The 18,131-nt window shown below is 57.7% G+C and carries 20 protein-coding genes; 14 read left to right on the top strand and 6 right to left on the bottom strand.

Features of this window, described 5'->3' with window-relative positions; genetic code table 11:
* Nucleotides 1-209: 209 nt before the first annotated feature.
* Nucleotides 210-671: a YMGG-like glycine zipper-containing protein gene (locus BSF44_RS02215; RefSeq protein ID WP_095942072.1), complete on the bottom strand. Its 462-nt coding sequence runs from the start codon at nt 669-671 to the stop codon at nt 210-212.
* Between the two features lie 115 nt (nt 672-786).
* Nucleotides 787-1,467 (bottom strand): DUF3313 domain-containing protein, encoded by a 681-nt coding sequence (locus BSF44_RS02220; protein WP_095942073.1) that lies wholly within the window; start codon nt 1,465-1,467, stop codon nt 787-789.
* Between the two features lie 306 nt (nt 1,468-1,773).
* On the opposite strand from BSF44_RS02220, the gene BSF44_RS02225 reads away from it, so the two are divergent.
* Both BSF44_RS02225 and BSF44_RS02230 read left to right on the top strand, forming a co-directional pair.
* Nucleotides 1,774-2,574, top strand: coding sequence for a transporter (locus tag BSF44_RS02225; protein ID WP_371918210.1), 801 nt, complete (start codon nt 1,774-1,776; stop codon nt 2,572-2,574).
* Between the two features lie 34 nt (nt 2,575-2,608).
* Nucleotides 2,609-3,001 carry a GFA family protein gene (locus BSF44_RS02230; protein WP_095942075.1) on the top strand — a complete coding sequence of 131 codons (393 nt, stop codon included), beginning with the start codon at nt 2,609-2,611 and terminating at the stop codon, nt 2,999-3,001.
* 30 nt (nt 3,002-3,031) lie between these two features.
* Here BSF44_RS02230 and BSF44_RS02235 read toward each other — a convergent pair whose 3' ends face one another.
* Nucleotides 3,032-3,703: a DUF4157 domain-containing protein gene (locus tag BSF44_RS02235; protein WP_371918211.1), complete on the bottom strand. Its 672-nt coding sequence runs from the start codon at nt 3,701-3,703 to the stop codon at nt 3,032-3,034.
* A 293-nt stretch (nt 3,704-3,996) separates the two neighbouring features.
* Between BSF44_RS02235 and BSF44_RS02240 the strand changes: the two genes are divergently transcribed.
* Together BSF44_RS02240 and BSF44_RS02245 are read left to right on the top strand one after the other, a co-directional pair.
* Nucleotides 3,997-4,422: a DUF2628 domain-containing protein gene (locus tag BSF44_RS02240; protein WP_095942076.1), complete on the top strand. Its 426-nt coding sequence runs from the start codon at nt 3,997-3,999 to the stop codon at nt 4,420-4,422.
* A 122-nt stretch (nt 4,423-4,544) separates the two neighbouring features.
* The gene (locus BSF44_RS02245) at nt 4,545-4,880 is read left to right on the top strand and encodes a hypothetical protein (protein WP_141249985.1); all 336 of its coding nucleotides are present in this window, start codon (nt 4,545-4,547) and stop codon (nt 4,878-4,880) included.
* A gap of 43 nt (nt 4,881-4,923) precedes the next feature.
* Here the strand turns inward: BSF44_RS02245 and BSF44_RS02250 are convergent, their stop codons facing one another.
* Nucleotides 4,924-5,745, bottom strand: a complete 822-nt coding sequence (locus tag BSF44_RS02250) for a helix-turn-helix transcriptional regulator (RefSeq protein WP_371918212.1) — start codon at nt 5,743-5,745, stop codon at nt 4,924-4,926.
* A 95-nt stretch (nt 5,746-5,840) separates the two neighbouring features.
* Here BSF44_RS02250 and BSF44_RS02255 point away from each other — a divergent pair, with 95 nt between their 5' ends.
* Complete coding sequence (locus BSF44_RS02255) at nt 5,841-6,797, top strand: threonine dehydratase (RefSeq protein WP_095942078.1); 957 nt, start codon at nt 5,841-5,843, stop codon at nt 6,795-6,797.
* Nucleotides 6,798-6,906: 109 nt separating this feature from the next.
* The gene (locus BSF44_RS02260) at nt 6,907-7,602 is read left to right on the top strand and encodes a tRNA (adenine(22)-N(1))-methyltransferase TrmK (protein ID WP_305886982.1); all 696 of its coding nucleotides are present in this window, start codon (nt 6,907-6,909) and stop codon (nt 7,600-7,602) included.
* 30 nt (nt 7,603-7,632) lie between these two features.
* On the opposite strand, the gene BSF44_RS02265 is transcribed toward BSF44_RS02260, so the two are convergent.
* A complete protein-coding gene (locus BSF44_RS02265; RefSeq protein ID WP_095942080.1) occupies nt 7,633-8,622 on the bottom strand; it encodes a GlxA family transcriptional regulator in 990 nt (329 codons plus the stop codon).
* A 161-nt stretch (nt 8,623-8,783) separates the two neighbouring features.
* Between BSF44_RS02265 and BSF44_RS02270 the strand changes: the two genes are divergently transcribed.
* Nucleotides 8,784-9,575 (top strand): cysteine hydrolase, encoded by a 792-nt coding sequence (locus BSF44_RS02270; RefSeq protein ID WP_172435292.1) that lies wholly within the window; start codon nt 8,784-8,786, stop codon nt 9,573-9,575.
* Here the strand turns inward: BSF44_RS02270 and BSF44_RS02275 are convergent.
* Nucleotides 9,515-10,057, bottom strand: coding sequence for a hypothetical protein (locus tag BSF44_RS02275; RefSeq protein ID WP_095942081.1), 543 nt, complete (start codon nt 10,055-10,057; stop codon nt 9,515-9,517). The two genes, BSF44_RS02270 and BSF44_RS02275, sit on opposite strands and share 61 nt — an antisense overlap.
* 167 nt (nt 10,058-10,224) lie before the next feature.
* On the opposite strand from BSF44_RS02275, the gene BSF44_RS02280 reads away from it, so the two are divergent.
* The 7 genes from BSF44_RS02280 (at nt 10,225) to BSF44_RS02310 (ending at nt 18,053) form a co-directional block, all read left to right on the top strand.
* Nucleotides 10,225-10,875: a hypothetical protein gene (locus tag BSF44_RS02280; protein ID WP_095942082.1), complete on the top strand. Its 651-nt coding sequence runs from the start codon at nt 10,225-10,227 to the stop codon at nt 10,873-10,875.
* Between the two features lie 802 nt (nt 10,876-11,677).
* A complete protein-coding gene (tssB, locus tag BSF44_RS02285) occupies nt 11,678-12,181 on the top strand; it encodes a type VI secretion system contractile sheath small subunit (RefSeq protein WP_095942083.1) in 504 nt (167 codons plus the stop codon).
* Nucleotides 12,182-12,215: 34 nt separating this feature from the next.
* Nucleotides 12,216-13,757: a type VI secretion system contractile sheath large subunit gene (gene tssC, locus BSF44_RS02290; protein WP_095942084.1), complete on the top strand. Its 1,542-nt coding sequence runs from the start codon at nt 12,216-12,218 to the stop codon at nt 13,755-13,757.
* Nucleotides 13,758-13,781: 24 nt separating this feature from the next.
* Nucleotides 13,782-15,137 carry a type VI secretion system baseplate subunit TssK gene (tssK, locus tag BSF44_RS02295; RefSeq protein ID WP_095942085.1) on the top strand — a complete coding sequence of 452 codons (1,356 nt, stop codon included), beginning with the start codon at nt 13,782-13,784 and terminating at the stop codon, nt 15,135-15,137.
* Nucleotides 15,134-15,811 carry a type VI secretion system protein TssL, short form gene (gene tssL / locus BSF44_RS02300; RefSeq protein WP_095942086.1) on the top strand — a complete coding sequence of 226 codons (678 nt, stop codon included), beginning with the start codon at nt 15,134-15,136 and terminating at the stop codon, nt 15,809-15,811. Before tssK ends, tssL begins: the two co-directional genes overlap by 4 nt.
* A gap of 8 nt (nt 15,812-15,819) precedes the next feature.
* Nucleotides 15,820-17,625 carry an OmpA family protein gene (locus BSF44_RS02305; RefSeq protein WP_256588934.1) on the top strand — a complete coding sequence of 602 codons (1,806 nt, stop codon included), beginning with the start codon at nt 15,820-15,822 and terminating at the stop codon, nt 17,623-17,625.
* Entirely contained in the window at nt 17,562-18,053 is a 492-nt protein-coding gene (locus BSF44_RS02310; protein WP_095942225.1) for an Hcp family type VI secretion system effector, read from the top strand. Before BSF44_RS02305 ends, BSF44_RS02310 begins: the two co-directional genes overlap by 64 nt.
* Nucleotides 18,054-18,131: the final 78 nt, after the last annotated feature.

Here is an 18,131-nt window from a genome sequence, read left to right on the forward strand (position 1 = left end):
GAAGGAAAGTATTAATATCGCGCATAAGAACGCCGGTTTGTTAGATGTGTTTGCTCGCACGAACATCATCAATCAAATCGGCGTTCTTGTTTCTGTATTTCCCGGGATTCCGTGAAGAACCTTTTTTTTAAGCGGGCGCAGGTGGCCGGAAGCCAGGACGCGAGCATGACGGCGGGGGCACAAACACTTCACGCCATTGTCGTCGGCGATCAAGGCAAGACATCGTAGCCACGTTGTTGCAGGCAGCTGCTGTAGACGGAGTTGTTGGCGGTGATGCTTTGTTCGCTCTCATTCATATTCTGCCGGCGCTCCTGGCGTTGCCTGGAGCCCCCCACGACGGCGCCGGCAACCGCGGCACTGTGTGCGCGGTTCTGGCGATAGTCTTGCCTGGTATCGTCGTCGATCTGGTCATAGAGGTTTTCATGTTGGCGGCCGCGAACTTCTGCCGCGGTCGCACCGGCTACCGCGGCGGTTGCGGCGCCCTTGACCCGACCACCGGAGGGTACGGTGCTTTGCACCGGATGTTGCGCGTTGGCCTGGGATTGGCAGGCACTGGTGTCCTGTTGGATGGTCTGGGAGGTTTGACCTTTGAGGGGAACCACGGTCGCAGCCAGGGCGCTGGTGCTCAGGGACAGCATCAGGATCGCCAGGGTATGGGCCAGAATTTTCATCATTGAGTCTCGCGTCAGGCGTTGGTACGGCTAACGGTTTGTCAGAGGGAAAACGCGGCGGGGTATCAGATTGAAACCCCATGCCGGTCTGCTTGCGATGGGGTTTGCCTGAACGTCAACGCTTGAGGAGGAGGGCCTGCATGTCGTCCGTCATGCCTTTGAGTGCAACCTTGAAGTCATTGGCAACAATCGGCTGTTCGGCATTCTTGATGGTCTCGCCGAATACCTTGCGCACGATCTTCGCGACCGGCATACCGGTTTTGGCGTCGATCAGGTTGGCTTCGATGTACATCTCGGCGGTCTGGTCCCGATGCCCGGTGGCTGCTTGTGTCGCCCCGACAATGGCGCCGATTGGAACAGCCTCGTACCAGTGCATGCCTTCATTGTTGGCGCTGACGTGAGTGATCGCCGCCTGCAGGATCAGCGACCGCGAATCGGTTGGCGCCAGCTGCGGATAAGGGACGATCGCATAGCGGCGGGCAAAGGCGGTTTTGACGCTGTTGCTGGCCATCAGTTGCAGGTCTTGCAGGGTCTTCAGGCTGACGCGCGCGGTCGGCTGCGGGGATGGATACAGTTCCATCTGCCGGAACACCACAGTGGAATACGCGCGTGGATCGAACCCTGGCGATACCCAGCGCAATACTTTCTGCTCACTCGGCGTAGTTTGCTCCTCCAGGCCCTGGTAATTGCCCAGGAAGCCCGAGTATTGCTCTTGCTGCGCGACTTTCGAGACACAGCCGACCTGAAATACACAGCTCAAAGCAATACCCGCAATCCATTTATTCGACATGCCCATGTTTTTGGTTCTCAAGTGATGAAAGTTGTCATTCGGGTTCCGACCTGGCCCCGGGCATTGGTCCGCGCGCCTTGTATTCAGGCACGGGTACTCGCCGCACGGTTACGCAAAGCAGGTGCTTGCACGCCGGTCAATGCGGGCCGAATGCTGCCTGTAGCAGCGGGATAATCCGAATCAATAACTCTCAAAAACTGTTAAACACGGGGCGGGGGAAATTGCACTTCGATCACAGTTGCCTACGCTAACCCTTTGCAGCGCCGGTTTTGGCGTCTAAAGGTGAGTGAGATGGATTTGAAAGAACAATGGATGGGTACCGCGTCGACACTCGTCGTTGCGTTGGGCTTCATCCCGATGGTTCAGGCCGACGATTCGGCAGAGTTGGCGAAGAAAGCCCTCAACCCGGTCGCGGCGATGTACAGCCTGCCGGTGCAGTACAACTGGGACCAGAAGATGGGACCGACCGGGGAGGGCATGCACAGTGTCACCAATATCCAGCCTGTACTGCCGTTTGCCTTGAACGAAGACTGGAACCTCATCTCCCGAACCATTCTTCCGATTATCGACCAGCACGGCCTGGCCCCCAATGGCGCGGCGGACAAATCCGGCACCGGGGATATCACCCAGAGTTTTTTCTTCTCACCGACCAAGCCCACGGAAAGTGGCTGGATACTCGGTGGCGGCCCGGCGTTGCTGATACCGACCGGCAGTGATGAATTGCTCGGCAGCGAGCAATGGGGCCTCGGCCCGACGGCGGTGGCGTTGAAGCAATCCAATGGCTGGACCCGAGGCATTCTGGCCAACCATATCTGGGGCCTGGACGACAGCCCGCCGGACGACAAGGAAAAGGTCAACCAGACCTTCCTGCAACCCTTCCTCTCGTACACCACTCATACATACACGACCTACGGGGTAAACACCGAGTCGACCTACAATTGGCAATCGCGCGAATGGGCGGTACCGGTCAACCTGACGGTGACTCAATTGTTGAAGATCGGCGGTCAACCGTTGACGGTGCAAGCCGGCCCGCGCTACTGGCTTGACAGTCCGGAAGACGGGCCGCAAGGCTGGGGCTTTCGCGCCGCCGTGACGCTCCTGTTTCCACGCTGATACGCCGTTTCGCACGGCCTGGAGGAGACATCGCATGGACCGATTCACCGGCGGTTGTTTGTGCGGCAAGGTGCGCCTTGTCGCGTCGGGGCGCCCGTTCCGGGTTGGCGTTTGTCACTGCCTCGACTGCCGCAAGCATCATGGGGCGCTGTTCCACGCGTCCGCGATATTTCATCAGGATGCAGTGACGATCGGAGGTGAAACCCGTGACTACGCCGGGCGGCATTTCTGTCCGCAGTGCGGTTCGTCGGTGTTTTCACGCAGCGCAGACGAAGTCGAGGTAAACCTCGGATCCCTGGATGCCCCTGATCAGTTGACGCCAACCTACGAGAGCTGGACGGTGCGCCGTGAGGCCTGGTTGCCGGCGTTCGCGCTCACCCGACGCTATGAACGCGATCGAGAGAGCGCGGGGCGTTTTGAGGACTAGCGGGCACATATAAGACATGCCCCTTTGAACTCAAGGAAGTCGAGTCGATTCTGCCCGAGCCTGGCTGGCCCGCAGCGCTCTGGAGACCTGTGCTTGAATCTCGTAGGCAGGCGCCTCGACGGCTTCGTAATCACGGGTATAACGAGTGGCAAACTCGCGATCGCCCCATTGTTGGTACTGCTGCACGTGCTTCAACTCATGCGCCCACAACGCGACATCGTTAAGTGCATCGTCGGGATTTCGAAAGACGATAATGTCTATCAGGGTGACCGCACGTACATCGGGATTCTGCAGCATGGTGTGTGCGGCGTTCAGCTCCACATCATCGCCGACCTTGTAGCGCGCCGAATCGAGCACTTGAATGTCATAGAAGGGTTCGAGCTGGGCCCGGATATTCAGCGGGATTGGCCGGATATCGCCCGTTGCCGCGGAGTTGCGCGATTGCACGATCCAGCTCTGCAATCCGGAGGCCGCCATCTGGTTCATGTCGTCGAAGATCGATCCAGCTTCCTCTTCGGAACCTGGAGCACAAAAACAAGCGACCATGCAGACCTGGGACTGCCCTGCCGGGCAGGCGAGTACCGAGGACGAGGTGCCTGCGCAAAAGAGCACGATCGCGAACCGGAAAACTTGACGCAAAAATACAGCTGACAATGGGTTCTCCCATGGGCAATGGCGGTCGGCAGGCGATACGTTGGGCATCTCGCGCCCATTGTCCTGCCGCGTGTTGGACCGCCGCGGCACCGTTCGATTCCCTGGGTTGCACAGTATTTTCAACCTTGCCTGAAAGGCCGTGCCAGGCCGAAAGCAGCACGTTTGCGCCGCAAACAGTAACGGGTGTTTAAAAAAATCGCTTTGGCGTGGGAACTTTAGTTCGAAAATCGCTTCCATAGGCTGTCCTGGTGGCCACTCGACATGCCTGCCAGGCCAGGCATGGAGCAACACCAGGGATATCTGGAAGCAACACACCATTCAGGGACTAAAGGACTTATCGAATGAACTCTACAGATCAAGTGCAAGGCAGCAGCAAGTACAGCGCAAAATGGCAGGCGCGTTTTGCGTTCTTCGATGCTCACGGTGCGCCCAATGCACCGGGTTACAAACCGGCACTGCAGCAACTTCCCCTGAAACAGAAGATGAGCATCAACGCAAACATCATTGCGTTCTTCTTCGGGCCGATTTACCTGTTTGTGCTGGGACTTTGGAAAAAGAACCTGACGCTGATTGCGATCATGGTTGCAATTTCCTTCGCTCTGGACGCTGTATTCGCACTGGTCGACTTTGGCTTCACCAAGCAGGTCAACTTTGCCGTGGGCTTCGCTTTCAATCTGCTTTATGCCCTTTCGACCAACTACGCCTACTACCTCAAGGAACAAAAGGGCGAACAGGGATGGAACCCGTTTAAAGGCATGCGCTGGTAAACAATTCTGCAAACACAACTACAGGGTCATGACAAAACATGGCCCTGTAGCTGAGTCGGGATCGAGTGCGTTTTCCTTATGCGCGCTTTCACCTACTTGATTGGTCCCTCATGACACTGACAATGTTCGTCTTTTTCTTTCAGTCCATTGTCGGGGGCATTGGTACTTGTATCGTGATGCCCAGCCCCGGCGTTATCCCGCCATCTACCAAGAACATCGACCATCCCTCCAGGCCATGGCGAATCTTTTACCGGGTCATGGCCATCTGCATGTGCAACCTGGGAGCGGTTGTGATGATCATGATTCCATTGGCCGAACTCGACAATAATTTCGGTAGCAATGACCTGTCGAACGTTACTCGCGCATTGCTGCTGTTGGTCCTGCCAATACCCTTGCTCCTCGTCCTCTACTGGCTGTTTGCTAAGGCCGCGCGCAAGCGGGCCAGGGATTCCAGGTAAGGCTGTCCCATGAAACAGCAAAAAAACGGTTGATGACCAGGCGCTAACGGAACCCAAAAGACTGACGCAACTGCACCGGACTCACACCAAGGCGTTGCTTGAAGGTGGTCGCCATGTGCGCCTGGGAGTTGAAACCGCAGGTGTAGGCGATCTCCGTCAGAGTGGCGGTCGAATCGCGCATCAGCGCGCGGGCCTTGGCCAGGCGTCGGTCGATCAGGTAACTGTGCGGGCTTTTGCCGGTGGCGTTCTTGAAGGCCCGCATGAAATACCCTTCGGACAATCCCAGCAGGCCCGCCATCGCCGGTACGCTCAACGGGCCTTCGAGGCCTGCATCAATGAACTCATCGAGCAAGCGCATGCGGCTGCCGGTTATCGAGCCATGGGGAGCTGTCGACACCGCTTCGCTACCCGTCGCCCGCTCGGACAATGCCAGTGCCCAGACTTCCCAATCATCCTCCACGGAGGGCTGCAACAGCGCGGCGCGCATTCGCCACGCGAGGGCAGTGGCCTGCTGGTCGATGCGATTGTTGAAGGCACGATCCCCGTCCAATGCAACACCATCGGTGCGCATCACCCGCAGGTACTCACCGCCCTGGGGTGATTCGGACAACACGTCACACCCGACGGGAACGAACGCCAGGCCGTTGGGCACGGCCTCGAAGGGGCGTATGCGGTCGCTGCCGATGGCGTGCAGGCCGCGCTGGCTGTCGAAGGCAAAGCCGATTCCCGCCTGGGTCGCGACATATCGGGTCGCGTAAGCGCAGCCGGGGAGCAATTCGATCGCCCAGGGGCCGGCCTCGATACGACGGACCGGTTCGGACAGGGGCTTTGGCGACAGGGGATTTCGAGCACTCATGAACACCATAGTAGTGAAGAGCGGGGACAAAAGTCAGGTCGGTTTTTTGAAAGCCGCAATACGGCATCGTTGTTCAGACTGGGCAAAACCTCAGGGGACCACTCATGCACACACTGACTCGCGAAGATATCGAACAGGCCGCTCGCCACGTTTACCAGGTCATGCCCGCCACCGCCCAGTACCCTTGGCCCTTGCTGGCTCAGCGGTTGGGTTGCACGGTGTGGGTCAAGCACGAAAATCACACGCCTACCGGTGCCTTCAAAGTACGTGGCGGTATCACGTTCATGCATTGGCTCAAACGCGAGCACCCAGGCGCGAAGGGCATTGTCAGCGCTACCCGCGGCAACCATGGCCAGAGCCTGGCACTGGCGGCTCGCACACAGGGTTTGCAGGCGTTGATCGTCGTGCCGCAAGGTAACTCGGTAGAAAAGAACAACGCCATGCGCGGCTTTGGCGCTGAAGTGGTCGAGTATGGCCGGGATTTCGATGATGCCCGTGAAGAGGCTGCACGCCTGGCGCAGGCCCATGATCTGTTCCTGGTTCCGCCGTTTCACACCGAACTGGTCAAAGGCGTTGCCACTTATGCGCTGGAGCTGTTCAACGCCGCGCCGGACCTGGACACCGTTTATGTACCGATTGGCTGTGGATCGGGGATTTGCGGGGTGATCGCCGCTCGCGACGCGCTGGGTCTGCGAACAGAGGTGGTTGGCGTGGTTTCCACGGAGGCGGCGGCCGCACAGTTGTCGTTCGATGCTGGCGCAATTCGCGAAACCGCCTCGGCCAACACCTTTGCCGACGGCCTTGCCGTGCGCAAGCCGATTCCCGAAGCCTTTGCCGTCTACGCGGCAGGTGCGGCGCGGATCGTATCGGTCAGCGATGACCAGATCGCCGAAGCCATGCGTGTGTATTACACCGATACCCATAACCTTGCCGAAGGGGCCGGTGCGTCGGCGCTGGCAGCGCTCATCTCGGAGCGTGAAGCCATGTCGGGAAAAAGGGTGGGGGTGATTCTGTCCGGTGGCAACGTCGACAGATCGGTGTATGCACGGGTGATTGCGTGAAGGGGGCATGACCCCGGTCACATAAATTTGAAATGCGCGGCATTGCTCGACAGAATCACGCCCCGATCCGGCCAAAGGCGCCGGACGTTCGTGGTGAAAGGGGCCGCAGTTGAACGAACAGACATTGTCCATGCGCCTGGAGCGCGTGGCGGCACATGTGCCAGCCGGTGCGCGGCTGGCCGATATCGGCTCGGATCACGGCTACCTGCCGGTGGCGTTGATGCGCCGTGGCGCCATCGTGGCCGCGGTGGCCGGCGAGGTCGCGTTGACGCCGTTCCACGCGGCCAACCGCACCGTGCGCGAGAACGGCCTGGACTCGCAGGTCAGCGTGCGCCTGGCCAACGGCCTGGCGGCAATCGAGCCGGGAGACGGGATTACGGCGGTCAGCCTCTGCGGCATGGGCGGCGAAACCATCCGCGATATCCTCGACAGCGGTAAGGCACACCTGAGCGGTCAGGAGCGCTTGATCCTGCAACCCAACGGCGGCGAGCAGTCATTGCGCCAATGGCTGATGGACAACGGCTACCGCATCCTCTGCGAGGACGTGCTGCGGGAAAATCGTTTCGACTACGAAATCATCGTCGCCGAGCGTGCCGGACCGGTGATCTACACCGCCCAAGAGCTGTACTTCGGCCCGTTGCTGATGCAGGCCCGCAGTCCGGCGTTCCTGGTCAAGTGGCAGCGCAAGTTGCGCCAGAAACAGAAGACCCTGAGCCACTTTGCCCGGGCGCAGCAGGCCGTACCCGAAGAGACGGTGCAGGACATCGCGCGGCAGGCTCGGTGGATCACCCAATTGCTGGCTTGAGCCAGGCCCGGGAGTTGTACGTGTCTGCGCTTACGCGGGTGATGGATCGACCTTTTTCCCGGCCCCATTGCCTTTAGCCTGACGGGCGCTGCGACGCAGTTCCTGTGGCGTGCGCCCCACGACTCGCACGAAGCTGCGGAGCATGTGATCGGCATCACCGAATCCGAAGCACCTGGCGATCTCCTCGAATGTCTGCTGCCCGTCCTCGACCAGTGGCCGCGCCGACTCGATACGCAGGCGCTCGATAGCTTTTGCCGGCGTCACCCCGACCGATGCCGCGAACACGCGGCCAAACTGGCGCACACTCATATGTGCGACGTCTGCCAGGCGTTCGACTGACAGATCGTCACGCAGATGATCGCGCACATAGCTCAACACCGTGCGGATCCGGTCCGAGCCAGGGTCGAAATCCAGCAACGAAGAAAACTGATACTGACCACCGGGTCGCCGATAGTAGACAACCAGCATGCGTGCGACGGAGCGTGACACGTCCTTGCCCAGGTCCTGCTCGATCATCGCCAGAGCCATGTCGATGCCCGCCGACATGCCGGCGGATGTCCAGACATTCCCGTCTTCGGTCCAGATTCGATCTCCATCCACGCGCAGTGACGGATAGCGTGCCTGCAATTGCGGCGCGTAGTTCCAGTGCGTGGTCGCGACACGACCGTCGAGCAGGCCGCTCTCCGCCAGCAGGAAGGCGCCAGTGCAGACGCTGGCTGTACGGCGAGCACGCGGGGACATCTGTCGTATCGCTGCTGCCATCGGCAGCATCCTGTCATCGATCGGCGCGGTGGGGGCGCCGACGATGATCAGCGTGTCGAGGTGTTCGACCACCTGCAAGGCGTCGGTCGCGACTTGCAGTCCGCTCGAAGCGCTGATCAATCCGCCTTCAAGGGAAGCGACAGTGAACCGATAGCCGGGAGGGCGTGCACGATTGGCGTTGGAGAAGGCTTCGAGCGGGCCACTCAGATCGAGCAATACGAAGCCCGGGTAGACCAGGAAGCATATGTGACGTTGCATGCACGGAACATCCACAGTCTGAATGGGGCCATGGTACGCGCTTGCTGTCGGGAAGGTCACGGGGCCGGGCATGTCGGCCGAAATCCAGGGATAAATGTCCATTTCGTGCCGTCTTCTCGCCGTACCGTAAATGCATCACCCCCACATTGCGGACATGCAAAATGACCTTCAAGCGAATTCAACCAGCCAGACTCATCTCCTGCGCCACCTTGCTGGGGGCGATCCTGATGGCGCCCGGCATCGGTTTCGCCGCCGAGAACCCCTACGCCGATCCAGCCAAACCCGCGCTCCCGGCTTCCACCTTTCAATGGGATTCCAGTCGAACCGCACTGGTCGTGATTGACCCACAGATCGACTTCATGAGCCCGGAGGGTGCGGGCTGGTCAATCTTCGGCCAGAGCGTTAGCGAGCAGAACCTGGTGCCGAATCTGACCCGGCTGCTCACGGCGTTCAAGCAGGCCGGAGCGACCGTCGCCATCTCGCCGCATTACTACTATCCCCACGATCATCAGTGGGAGTTTGAAGCGCCGGCGGAGACCGTTCAGCACAAGCTGGGCATGTTCGACCGCAAGGGTGCCCTGACGCTGGATGGATTCCGCAATTCGGGTGCCGACTTCATGAAGGAGTTCAGGCCCTTCATCGAAGACGGCAAGACTCTCGTCGCCTCACCGCACAAGCTGTATGGCCCGCAAAGCAACGACCTGATGCTGCAGTTGCGCAAACAGCGGGTCGACAAAATCATCCTGGCCGGCATGGCGTCCAATCTCTGCGTCGAATCGCACCTTCGCGAGTTTCTGGAGCGTGGTTTCGAGGTGGTAGTCGTACGTGATGCGGTCGCAGGCCCCAAGCTGCCTGACGGCGACGGATACGGGAGCGCGCTGGTCAATTTCCGCTACATCGCCAACGGCCTGATGACCACCGAGGAGGTCGTGAAAAAGCTGGAAGGGCGCTGATCATTGATCCTCCCTGATTTTTCAGCAGCTATCAGCGCGGCATGATCTTTCGCATTTTGATTGGCATCGGCGATGGATAACTCGCCGACAGCCTGGTCGAAAGAGTCCAGTTGGCCCATTTTCGAGAACTTGCACAGGCCTTCGCGGGAAGCAATTTTCGCCGTTGGTCGGGTCTGGCGACGAAAGTTCAGCGAAATAGCGGTATTTTTTTCGGCATATGACAAGAAACGATTCAGCCGCTTAACGCCGCGGGTTTCAGCCAAAGAGGCAGGGATCCCCAGGTGCTGGAAACAGTACCGTTTGTCGATGTTTTTGTTCAAAAATTGAACGATCGGGATATGCTGGGCTCTGATTTCCAGCAGGCGGATCCTTGGGGACGCGCTGCACTCACTAGAAAAATGGACGTATACCTCATCTGCATTGAATGGAATGCACATGGGGATTTTTTTTACCTGAGACCTGGAGTGATAGTATGCCGTCATCACTGACTCGCTGGGCGAGTCGCTCTCTCTTGTAATACCAAATTATTTAGTTGCTTCAATCTTTGCCAACTTGACCTTGCAGATGCGAATAAATAATTCGCATGCCTGGGGCATGGTCATTTTGCACTGCTGCTATAAGTGGAGATGTAAACTTGGATATTAATACAATGATCGGCCTTATCGGCCAGAAAGAATCCATGGAGCTGTTGCGTTTAGGCGTTGTGTACGTTCATCTGTTGGCTTGCTGCGTAGCTATCGGCCTGGTGTTTGCGAGCGATGCCGCCATGGTCAAGGATTTATTGAAAGGTCGTGTTTCGTCGGGACACGATAATGACCATATGGCCAGTCTGCAGAAGTCTGTTGCCAATGCGTTGATATTCTTGTGGGTCACCGGAGCTGCGGTAATAGGCATTGATTACCTTGAAAAAGGCATGACCTATTTTGCCAATCCAAAACTTCAAGCCAAAGTTATTATTGTATTGTTGCTGACGTTCAACGGCATGTTATTGCACCGCTATGTATTGCCTGCAATGTTGAAGGCCGGTTCGTTGCTTGATCTTCAGGTCAATGTACGGATGTTTGCCCTGTTCTCTGGCGCACTGTCGGGCGTGTCCTGGCTGTATGCCGCCATGCTGGGCGTCGGTCGACCGCTGGCCTGGAAGTATTCGCTCACCGAGTTGCTGATGGCCTATCCGGTGTTGATCGTGCTCGGCTTTGCGATGATGGTGGCGCTGACTCAGTGGGCGCGTAAGCGCAACGAAGCAACGCCGGTCCAGGAATCTACCTGGATGTTTGCAGGAATTCCTGCGCTGCGCTGAGCTGACGAGAGTTCGGGAAAGGACGGTTGAAACCGTCTGAACCGTTCAAACATCAAACCCCTCCTTGTGAGGGGTTTTTTGTGTGTGTGGGTATCCGCAAGTCAAAGAAAACCGGTAGGTGGGATTTACTTATTCCTGACGTTTGTGGGAGTCAAATGAGTTTCGGCGGATTTCGTACAGAGCCTAGCAGGTTGGACAGTGAACTGGAGTGCGCATTGCCTAATGTCAGGCTCGTCATCAACTCATGGATTAACCGCTCAGGCCACTAGCATGAGCCATAAAAAGTTCATGTAGGACTTTTCCCAAAGATATATAAGAAACGTCCCAAAAACATACCGGTTATGGTTTTTTTTCAGGCGATTCTTATAAAAATCTAATCGCTGCTGAGGAGGTCATTATTTTTTAAATGGATTGCGATAAAAATCTGGCATTCTTTCTGTGTGGGTATTACTCTTTGGCGGTTGGTTGCTGTTTCTCTATAAGCGCAGATCGGCGGGTTACGAATTGGAAGTAGATGTCATCGGGTCTTTATCCCTCTTTGATGGTTGGGTGCGTGGCCGATTCGTATCTCTTGCAAGCGTATGTGCCAACGGTCGGCAGGATAGCCGATAGATGCCAGGGGGATGCTTGAAGTGACTTGCTGAGGTTGTCTCAGGGGGCTGTGTCTGTTGTAGTTTAAAGGGAATTTATGTGCCGTGGCTGATACGCTTTTTAGTGGCGTCAGCTAACGGTGTGAATTCCAGTCTTGTTTGATTCTTGTGGCGGAAATTTTCTGTCGCGTAGAGTTGTGCCTGGAGGATTTATGGCGTCAAACAGTTTTCAGAGTGAAGTGCCCAAGGCACGAGTGAATATCAAACTCGACCTGCATACCGGTGGTGCACAGAAAAAGATTGAATTGCCCCTTAAGCTGATGGTGATGGGTGATTACAGTAACGGTAAAGAACAGCGTTCGTTATCTGAAAGAAATAAAGTTGGCATCAATAAAAATAACTTCGACAGTGTGCTGGCAGAGTTCTCTCCGAGCCTGAAATTGGCAGTGGAAAACACCTTGGTCGATGGCAGCACCGACACCGCTGTCGCGTTGAACTTCCAGAGCATGAAAGATTTCGAACCCGAGCAGGTGGCGCGGCAAATTCCGCAGCTGCGAGCCCTGCTGGCGATGCGCAATTTGCTGCGCGACCTCAAATCCAACCTGTTGGATAACGCCACCTTTCGCCATGAACTGGAGCGCATCCTCAAGGACGACGCGCTGAGTGACGAGCTACGAGCCGAATTGGCCGCTCTGGCCCCACAAGACGTTCGTTAATTGCCCCAGGTTTGTTAATAAGGAAGTTTTCATCATGTCCGCAGAACAATTATCCGCACCCTCGCAGCTGACTAAAACCCACGATGCAGACAGCGGCCAAGGTATCTATGGCGCCTTATTCGCCAAGATCAATCTCAGCCCGGTTACGCAACTGAGTGGCATCGAAGCGTTTCAACACTCCGAGGCTCTGTCCGAAGCGTCTGCGGATGAACGGGTCACTGCTGCCGTCAGTGTCTTCCTGGATTTGCTCAAACAGTCGGCACATAAAGTCGAACGTCTGGACAAAACCCTGCTGGACGAACACATCGCGTCCCTGGATGCACAGATCAGCCGTCAACTCGACGCGGTCATGCATCACCCTGACTTTCAGCGTGTCGAGTCGACCTGGCGTGGCGTGAAGTCGCTGATCGACCAGACCGATTTCCGTCAGAACGTGCGTATTGAACTGTTGGATATCAGTAAAGAGCATTTGGTCCAAGACTTCGAAGATGCTCCGGAAATCGCCCAAAGCGGTTTGTACCTGCACACCTACACCCAGGAATATGACACCCCGGGTGGCGAGCCGATTGCAGCCGCCATTTCCAACTATGAGTTCGGTCGCGGCCCGCAGGACATTGCTCTTTTGCGTAGTATTTCCAAAGTGGCGGCCGCTGCTCACATGCCGTTCATTGGCTCTGTGGGGCCTGCGTTCTTTGGCAAGCAGTCGATGGAAGAAGTCGCGGCGATCAAAGATATCGGCAACTACTTTGACCGTGCCGAATACATTAAATGGAAGGCGTTCCGCGAAAGCGACGACTCCCGTTACATCGGTTTGCTCATGCCTCGTGTACTGGGTCGCCTGCCGTATGGCCCGGACACCATCCCGGTGCGCAGCTTCAACTACATCGAAAGCGTCAAGGGCCCGGATCACGAGAAGTACCTGTGGACCAATGCTTCGTTTTCCTTCGCGGCCAACATGGTGAAGAGCTTTATCACCAACGGTTGGTGCGTGCAGATTCGTGGGCCGCAGTCGGGTGGCGCGGTCACTGACTTGCCGATTCACCTGTACGACCTGGGCACGGGCAATCAGGTGAAGATCCCCTCCGAGGTGATGATTCCGGAAACCCGTGAATTTGAATTCGCCAACCTCGGTTTCATTCCGCTGTCGTACTACAAAAACCGCGATTATGCGTGTTTCTTCTCTGCCAACTCGGCGCAAAAACCGGCCTTGTATGACACCGCTGACGCCACCGCCAACAGCCGAATCAATGCACGCTTGCCATACATCTTTTTGCTGTCGCGCATCGCCCATTACCTGAAGCTGATCCAGCGCGAAAACATCGGGACCACCAAGGACCGTCGTTTGCTGGAGCTGGAGCTGAACAAGTGGATTGGCGGCCTGGTCACCGAGATGACAGACCCTGGCGACGATCTGCAAGCTTCCCACCCGCTGCGCGATGCCAAGGTGACGGTAGAAGACATCGAGGACAACCCCGGCTTTTTCCGCGTCAAGCTGTATGCGGTACCGCACTTCCAGGTCGAAGGCATGGACGTCAACTTGTCGCTGGTCTCGCAGATGCCCAAGGCAAAAGCCTAAGTCGCGTTGTAGGGAAACAATGTCATGAAAATCGACCGCCCCCTATGGGCTGCGGGGGCTTTGCTGTCCCCGCAACAATTCCAGCAGCAAGCTCGCTGGGAGGCTTGGGCCAACGAGAGTGTGGCTCATTTGTCGCTGGTACATCCCTGGGGTGTCCAGGGGGTGGCGTTCGACCTGCAAGCCCTGCGTTTGGGCAAGCTCAAGGCCACCTGTGTGCGGGTGCGCATGCCGGATGGCACGCTGGTCGATTCCGATCATGTGGATCGGCTGCCTCCTGCCCTAGAGTTAGCTCACCTGCTACCCAACGATACCCAAAACGCAACATTGCTGCTGGCGCTGCCGCTGGAACAAGCTAACGGCAACAACTGTGTGTTCGACGGCGCAAGGGTCGATCGGCCGACACGCTATCGTCAGGATTGGCGCAAAGTTCAGGATATCTACGCAGACGACGTACAGTCGATGGGGGTGCTGGAGCACGCCCTGACCCTACGCCTGACCGACGACGAGAATGCTGATTATTTGACTTGTCCGGTCGCACGTCTGGTGCGTGACGGGCAAGGTGCCTGGGATCTAGATCCTGGCTATGTGCCGCCGTTACTCAGTTTCGCGGCTCATCCAGGGCTGTTGACCCAGCTTGATAATCTCTTGACTCAATTATCGGCCAAGCGTCAACGGCTGATGGGCATGCGCCGTGAAAGTAACCAGCGCATGGCTGATTTTGCCGTGGCCGATGTGTCGTTGTTCTGGCTGCTCAACGCCTTGAATACCTATCAACCGGTACTGGCCGACCTCAAGGCCCATCCTGCACGACACCCTGAGCAGGTGTACCTGGAGTTGATCAAGCTAGCCGGCAGTTTGCTGACCTTTTCGCTGGAACACGACATCGACAAGATTCCAGCCTACCGACATGACTGTCTGGAAAGTGTTTTCCCACCCTTGATGAACACCATCTCCACCTTGCTGGAAGCGAGCCTGCCGTCGCGAGTTATTGCCTTGCAGCTGGAGGAAGTGGGCGCCAACCGCTGGCAAGTTACGCTCAACGATGCACGCCTGCGTGAGCGCGACGGTGCTGACTTCTACCTGTCGGTGCGTTGCCGTATGCCGGCCGCACAGTTGCAGAGCCAATTCCCGCGCCTGTGTAAGGTGGGGACGCCAGACGATGTCGATCACCTGGTCAACGCTGCGCTGGACGGTGTGCCGTTGCAGCCGCTCAGCCATGTGCCAGCAGCCATTCCGTTGCGCCTGGAGAATCAGTATTTCGCCCTGGACCTTGGCCACGCCAAGGGCCAAGCAATGCTGGCTGAAGGAACCTGCGCGTTCTATGTACCGAGCACGCTGGTTGATATCAAACTTGAACTGTTTGCGGTACTGCGCGCATGAACCTGAACGTCTCGAACAAACATTCGGTCGCGGTGGATCTCGATGCACTGCTGCAAGACAGCTACCTGCTGGTTGTCGAGTTACGCCAAGGCGCTGCGGTACACGACAGCGCGGACCTGTGGAAGCGATGCGCGAAGCAGATCGAGCAGGTCCGTCAGAGCCTTAAGGATGCTGGCGTAAATACTCGCAGCATCGAGTTGATCAGCCATGCCCAGTGCGCCTTGCTGGATGAAACCGTACTTGGCTGCGCGAAGGGCGATGCCCATGCCCAATGGGCAAGTGAACCTTTGCAGGCCAAGTTTTTCAGTCGTCACCAGGCCGGTGAGTTTTTGTATGAAGACATGCGCGAGTCACTTCGTCAGCCCTCGCCTGACGTGCTGGTACTAACGGCATTTCAGCGAGTCCTGATGCTCGGCTTCCAGGGCCGATACCGCGACGTGAACGACCCCGAGCGTGAACAGCTGCTGAGCGCATTAAATGCGCGGGTCGCGCCTTTGGAACTCAATCACGTGGTCATGACACAAGGCATTGGCCAGCGCATGAGTTTCTTACGCTGGTTACGGTCGCCCCTGATTCATATCCTCATGGCGGGCCTGTTGCTGGTCGGCGCTTGGTGGGGGCTGGATCACTGGTTGAACGGTCTGATTTCCGCGCTTGTACCTGGCCAGGCGTGAAAAGTGTGATGCCGCTCAAGTTGATACGTGGCCTCTGGCTGTGGGCCGGTGCACTTGCCCTGACACTACTTGCGATCATACCGTTCGCCGGCTGGATAAGTGCGGTGGCTGCCCTGATCGTTGTGCTCATAGTGATCTGGGGCTGGATCCGGGTGGGACACCGTTTTGCTCAGCAGGGCGAGCGCATGGTACTGGCCGACAATTCGTCTCTACCTGCGCTGACTTACAGCCAGCCAGTGGTCCTGGTCTGTGGCGATGGTTTGACGGGGCTGTTCGGCGCGGTGCCTGCTGAGCAATTGGCGCTGCGCACCACCTCGCAAGGGTGTTATGTGCGCATCCCCAGCCTTGAGCAATTATTACCGATCACCACGGGCATTCAGGCTTTACGCCCGGAGTGGAATGGGCAACTGAGCGTGATGTTCATCACCAACCCTGGCGAGCACACTGACTCCGCAGCATTGGCCGGCCGGGTGCGCGCCTTCTGCCATCAGCTCACCTTGGTACGTAAACGCGGTATTGCGTTACCGCTGATGCTGGTGAGCTATCTGCAAGCCGCAAAAGGCGAGGGCGCCTGGTTCAGTTGGGAAGCCGGTCAGCCCAACCCACTCGTGCGCGAGGCCGGTGCCTGCGTCAGCTTGACCGACTGGCAACAGCAGGCCGCTGACGGCGCAACTTGCGCTTCACGTATGTGCAGTAGCGTGCAGCTAAGCAGTGCGGCGACGTGGTTGAAGGAAACGCTACTCCCGCACTTCGATATCCGTGACGCCCGCCATCCACTGGTCTGCGCCATTACCCAGGTACCGATTCTGCCCCAGCGGGTTGCCGGCAGTCTGTGGCAGCAATGGTTACGTGAAAAGGTGGGCTTGAGTGATGCCGGGCAACCTCTGGAGGGGCCAAGTCCCGCCTTGCCGTTTCCTGACCCCTTGCTCAGTTTGCTGCCGCTCCACTCCCGACGCTCCCCGATCCTCTGGGCAAGTGTTGCATCGTTGTGGTTGTTCGCGGTGACCAGCGTCGTGGCCTTGGCCAGCTCGGCCTGGCAGAACAATTTGCTGTTGCGCCAGGTCAGTGATGATCTGCGGCGTTACACCGCCATTCCCCCGGCCGAACGGCGTGACCAGCCGCAATTCACCTTGCGCGAAAACGCCGTGGCCGTGCTGCGCCAGGACGCGATGCGCCTGGACGACTACTACCGGCAGGGCGAACCAGTGGCGCTGGGCCTGGGGTTGTACCGTGGCGAACTTCTGCGACAACCTCTACTGGCGACTATTGCCAGTCATCAACAACCGCCTGCGGCCCCTGTGCTTGCGAAGATCCCCAACCCAGTGCGGCTGGACAGCCTGTCGCTGTTCGCCACGGGCAGCGCCGAACTCAAACCGGGCTCGACCAAGGTGCTGATTACGGCCCTGGTCAATATCAAGGCCCAGCCGGGCTGGTTGATCGTCATTGCCGGGCATACCGACGCCACCGGTAACCCTAAGCAAAATCTTGAGCTATCCCGTGCCCGTGCCGCGTCGGTACGTGACTGGATGCAGCGCATGGGCGACATCCCCGACAGTTGTTTTGCGGTCCAGGGCTTTGGTGCCAGTCAGCCAGTGGCCAGCAATGACACCGAGGTTGGGCGTGCTGCCAACCGTCGCGTCGATATCCGTCTGGTGCCGGAAGTGGGGGCCTGCGCGTTGCCCACGGCGGTGCTGGACAGACACCCCTGTCGCAACCTGCGGCATTCAAATTTTGAGAAAAGGAGCTTCACATGGCTATTCCCGTTTACCTATGGCTGCAAGATGACGGCGGCGCTGAAATCAAAGGGTCTGTAGATGTACAAAAGCGCGAAGGCAGCATTGAAGTGATTGCCCAGGACCACAGCCTGTACATCCCTACCGACAACAACACCGGCAAGCTGACCGGCACCCGGGTACATACCCCGTTCCTGTTCTCCAAGGAAATCGATGCGTCCAGCCCTTACCTGTACAAGGCCGTGACCACTGGCCAGACCCTCAAGAGTGCCGAGTTCAAGTGGTACCGCATCGATGACGCCGGTCAGGAAGTCGAGTACTTCATCACCAAGCTGGAAAACGTCAAGGTCGTAAAAGTCGCGCCAAAAATGCACGACGTCAAAGACCCGACCAAGGAAAAGCACAACCATCTGGAGCAGGTTGAGTTGCGCTACGAGAAAGTCACCTGGACCTACAAAGACGGCAACATCATTCACTCCGACTCTTGGAACGAACGCCAGAGCGCTTGATGTGAGAGGCCAGCAGGCGGGTTGCCGTCTGCTGGTTCGCAGTGTGCTGGGTTGAGCCTCCGTTCGCGGGCGCTGAGC

Origin of the sequence: Pseudomonas sp. ACN8 (assembly GCF_002303925.1) — a bacterium.
Lineage (GTDB): Bacteria > Pseudomonadota > Gammaproteobacteria > Pseudomonadales > Pseudomonadaceae > Aquipseudomonas.

Bases quoted from the DNA above. Each gene is read 5' to 3' on its own strand.
- BSF44_RS02215 (WP_095942072.1), bottom strand. From the start codon at position 671: ATGAAAATTCTGGCCCATACCCTGGCGATCCTGATGCTGTCCCTGAGC.
- BSF44_RS02220 (WP_095942073.1), bottom strand. From the start codon at position 1,467: ATGGGCATGTCGAATAAATGGATTGCGGGTATTGCTTTGAGCTGTGTA.
- BSF44_RS02225 (WP_371918210.1), top strand. From the start codon at position 1,774: ATGGGTACCGCGTCGACACTCGTCGTTGCGTTGGGCTTCATCCCGATG.
- BSF44_RS02230 (WP_095942075.1), top strand. From the start codon at position 2,609: ATGGACCGATTCACCGGCGGTTGTTTGTGCGGCAAGGTGCGCCTTGTC.
- BSF44_RS02235 (WP_371918211.1), bottom strand. From the start codon at position 3,703: ATGCCCAACGTATCGCCTGCCGACCGCCATTGCCCATGGGAGAACCCA.
- BSF44_RS02240 (WP_095942076.1), top strand. From the start codon at position 3,997: ATGAACTCTACAGATCAAGTGCAAGGCAGCAGCAAGTACAGCGCAAAA.
- BSF44_RS02245 (WP_141249985.1), top strand. From the start codon at position 4,545: ATGTTCGTCTTTTTCTTTCAGTCCATTGTCGGGGGCATTGGTACTTGT.
- BSF44_RS02250 (WP_371918212.1), bottom strand. From the start codon at position 5,745: ATGGTGTTCATGAGTGCTCGAAATCCCCTGTCGCCAAAGCCCCTGTCC.
- BSF44_RS02255 (WP_095942078.1), top strand. From the start codon at position 5,841: ATGCACACACTGACTCGCGAAGATATCGAACAGGCCGCTCGCCACGTT.
- BSF44_RS02265 (WP_095942080.1), bottom strand. From the start codon at position 8,622: ATGCAACGTCACATATGCTTCCTGGTCTACCCGGGCTTCGTATTGCTC.
- BSF44_RS02270 (WP_172435292.1), top strand. From the start codon at position 8,784: ATGACCTTCAAGCGAATTCAACCAGCCAGACTCATCTCCTGCGCCACC.
- BSF44_RS02275 (WP_095942081.1), bottom strand. From the start codon at position 10,057: ATGACGGCATACTATCACTCCAGGTCTCAGGTAAAAAAAATCCCCATG.
- BSF44_RS02280 (WP_095942082.1), top strand. From the start codon at position 10,225: ATGATCGGCCTTATCGGCCAGAAAGAATCCATGGAGCTGTTGCGTTTA.
- tssB (WP_095942083.1), top strand. From the start codon at position 11,678: ATGGCGTCAAACAGTTTTCAGAGTGAAGTGCCCAAGGCACGAGTGAAT.
- tssC (WP_095942084.1), top strand. From the start codon at position 12,216: ATGTCCGCAGAACAATTATCCGCACCCTCGCAGCTGACTAAAACCCAC.
- tssK (WP_095942085.1), top strand. From the start codon at position 13,782: ATGAAAATCGACCGCCCCCTATGGGCTGCGGGGGCTTTGCTGTCCCCG.
- tssL (WP_095942086.1), top strand. From the start codon at position 15,134: ATGAACCTGAACGTCTCGAACAAACATTCGGTCGCGGTGGATCTCGAT.
- BSF44_RS02305 (WP_256588934.1), top strand. From the start codon at position 15,820: ATGCCGCTCAAGTTGATACGTGGCCTCTGGCTGTGGGCCGGTGCACTT.
- BSF44_RS02310 (WP_095942225.1), top strand. From the start codon at position 17,562: ATGGCTATTCCCGTTTACCTATGGCTGCAAGATGACGGCGGCGCTGAA.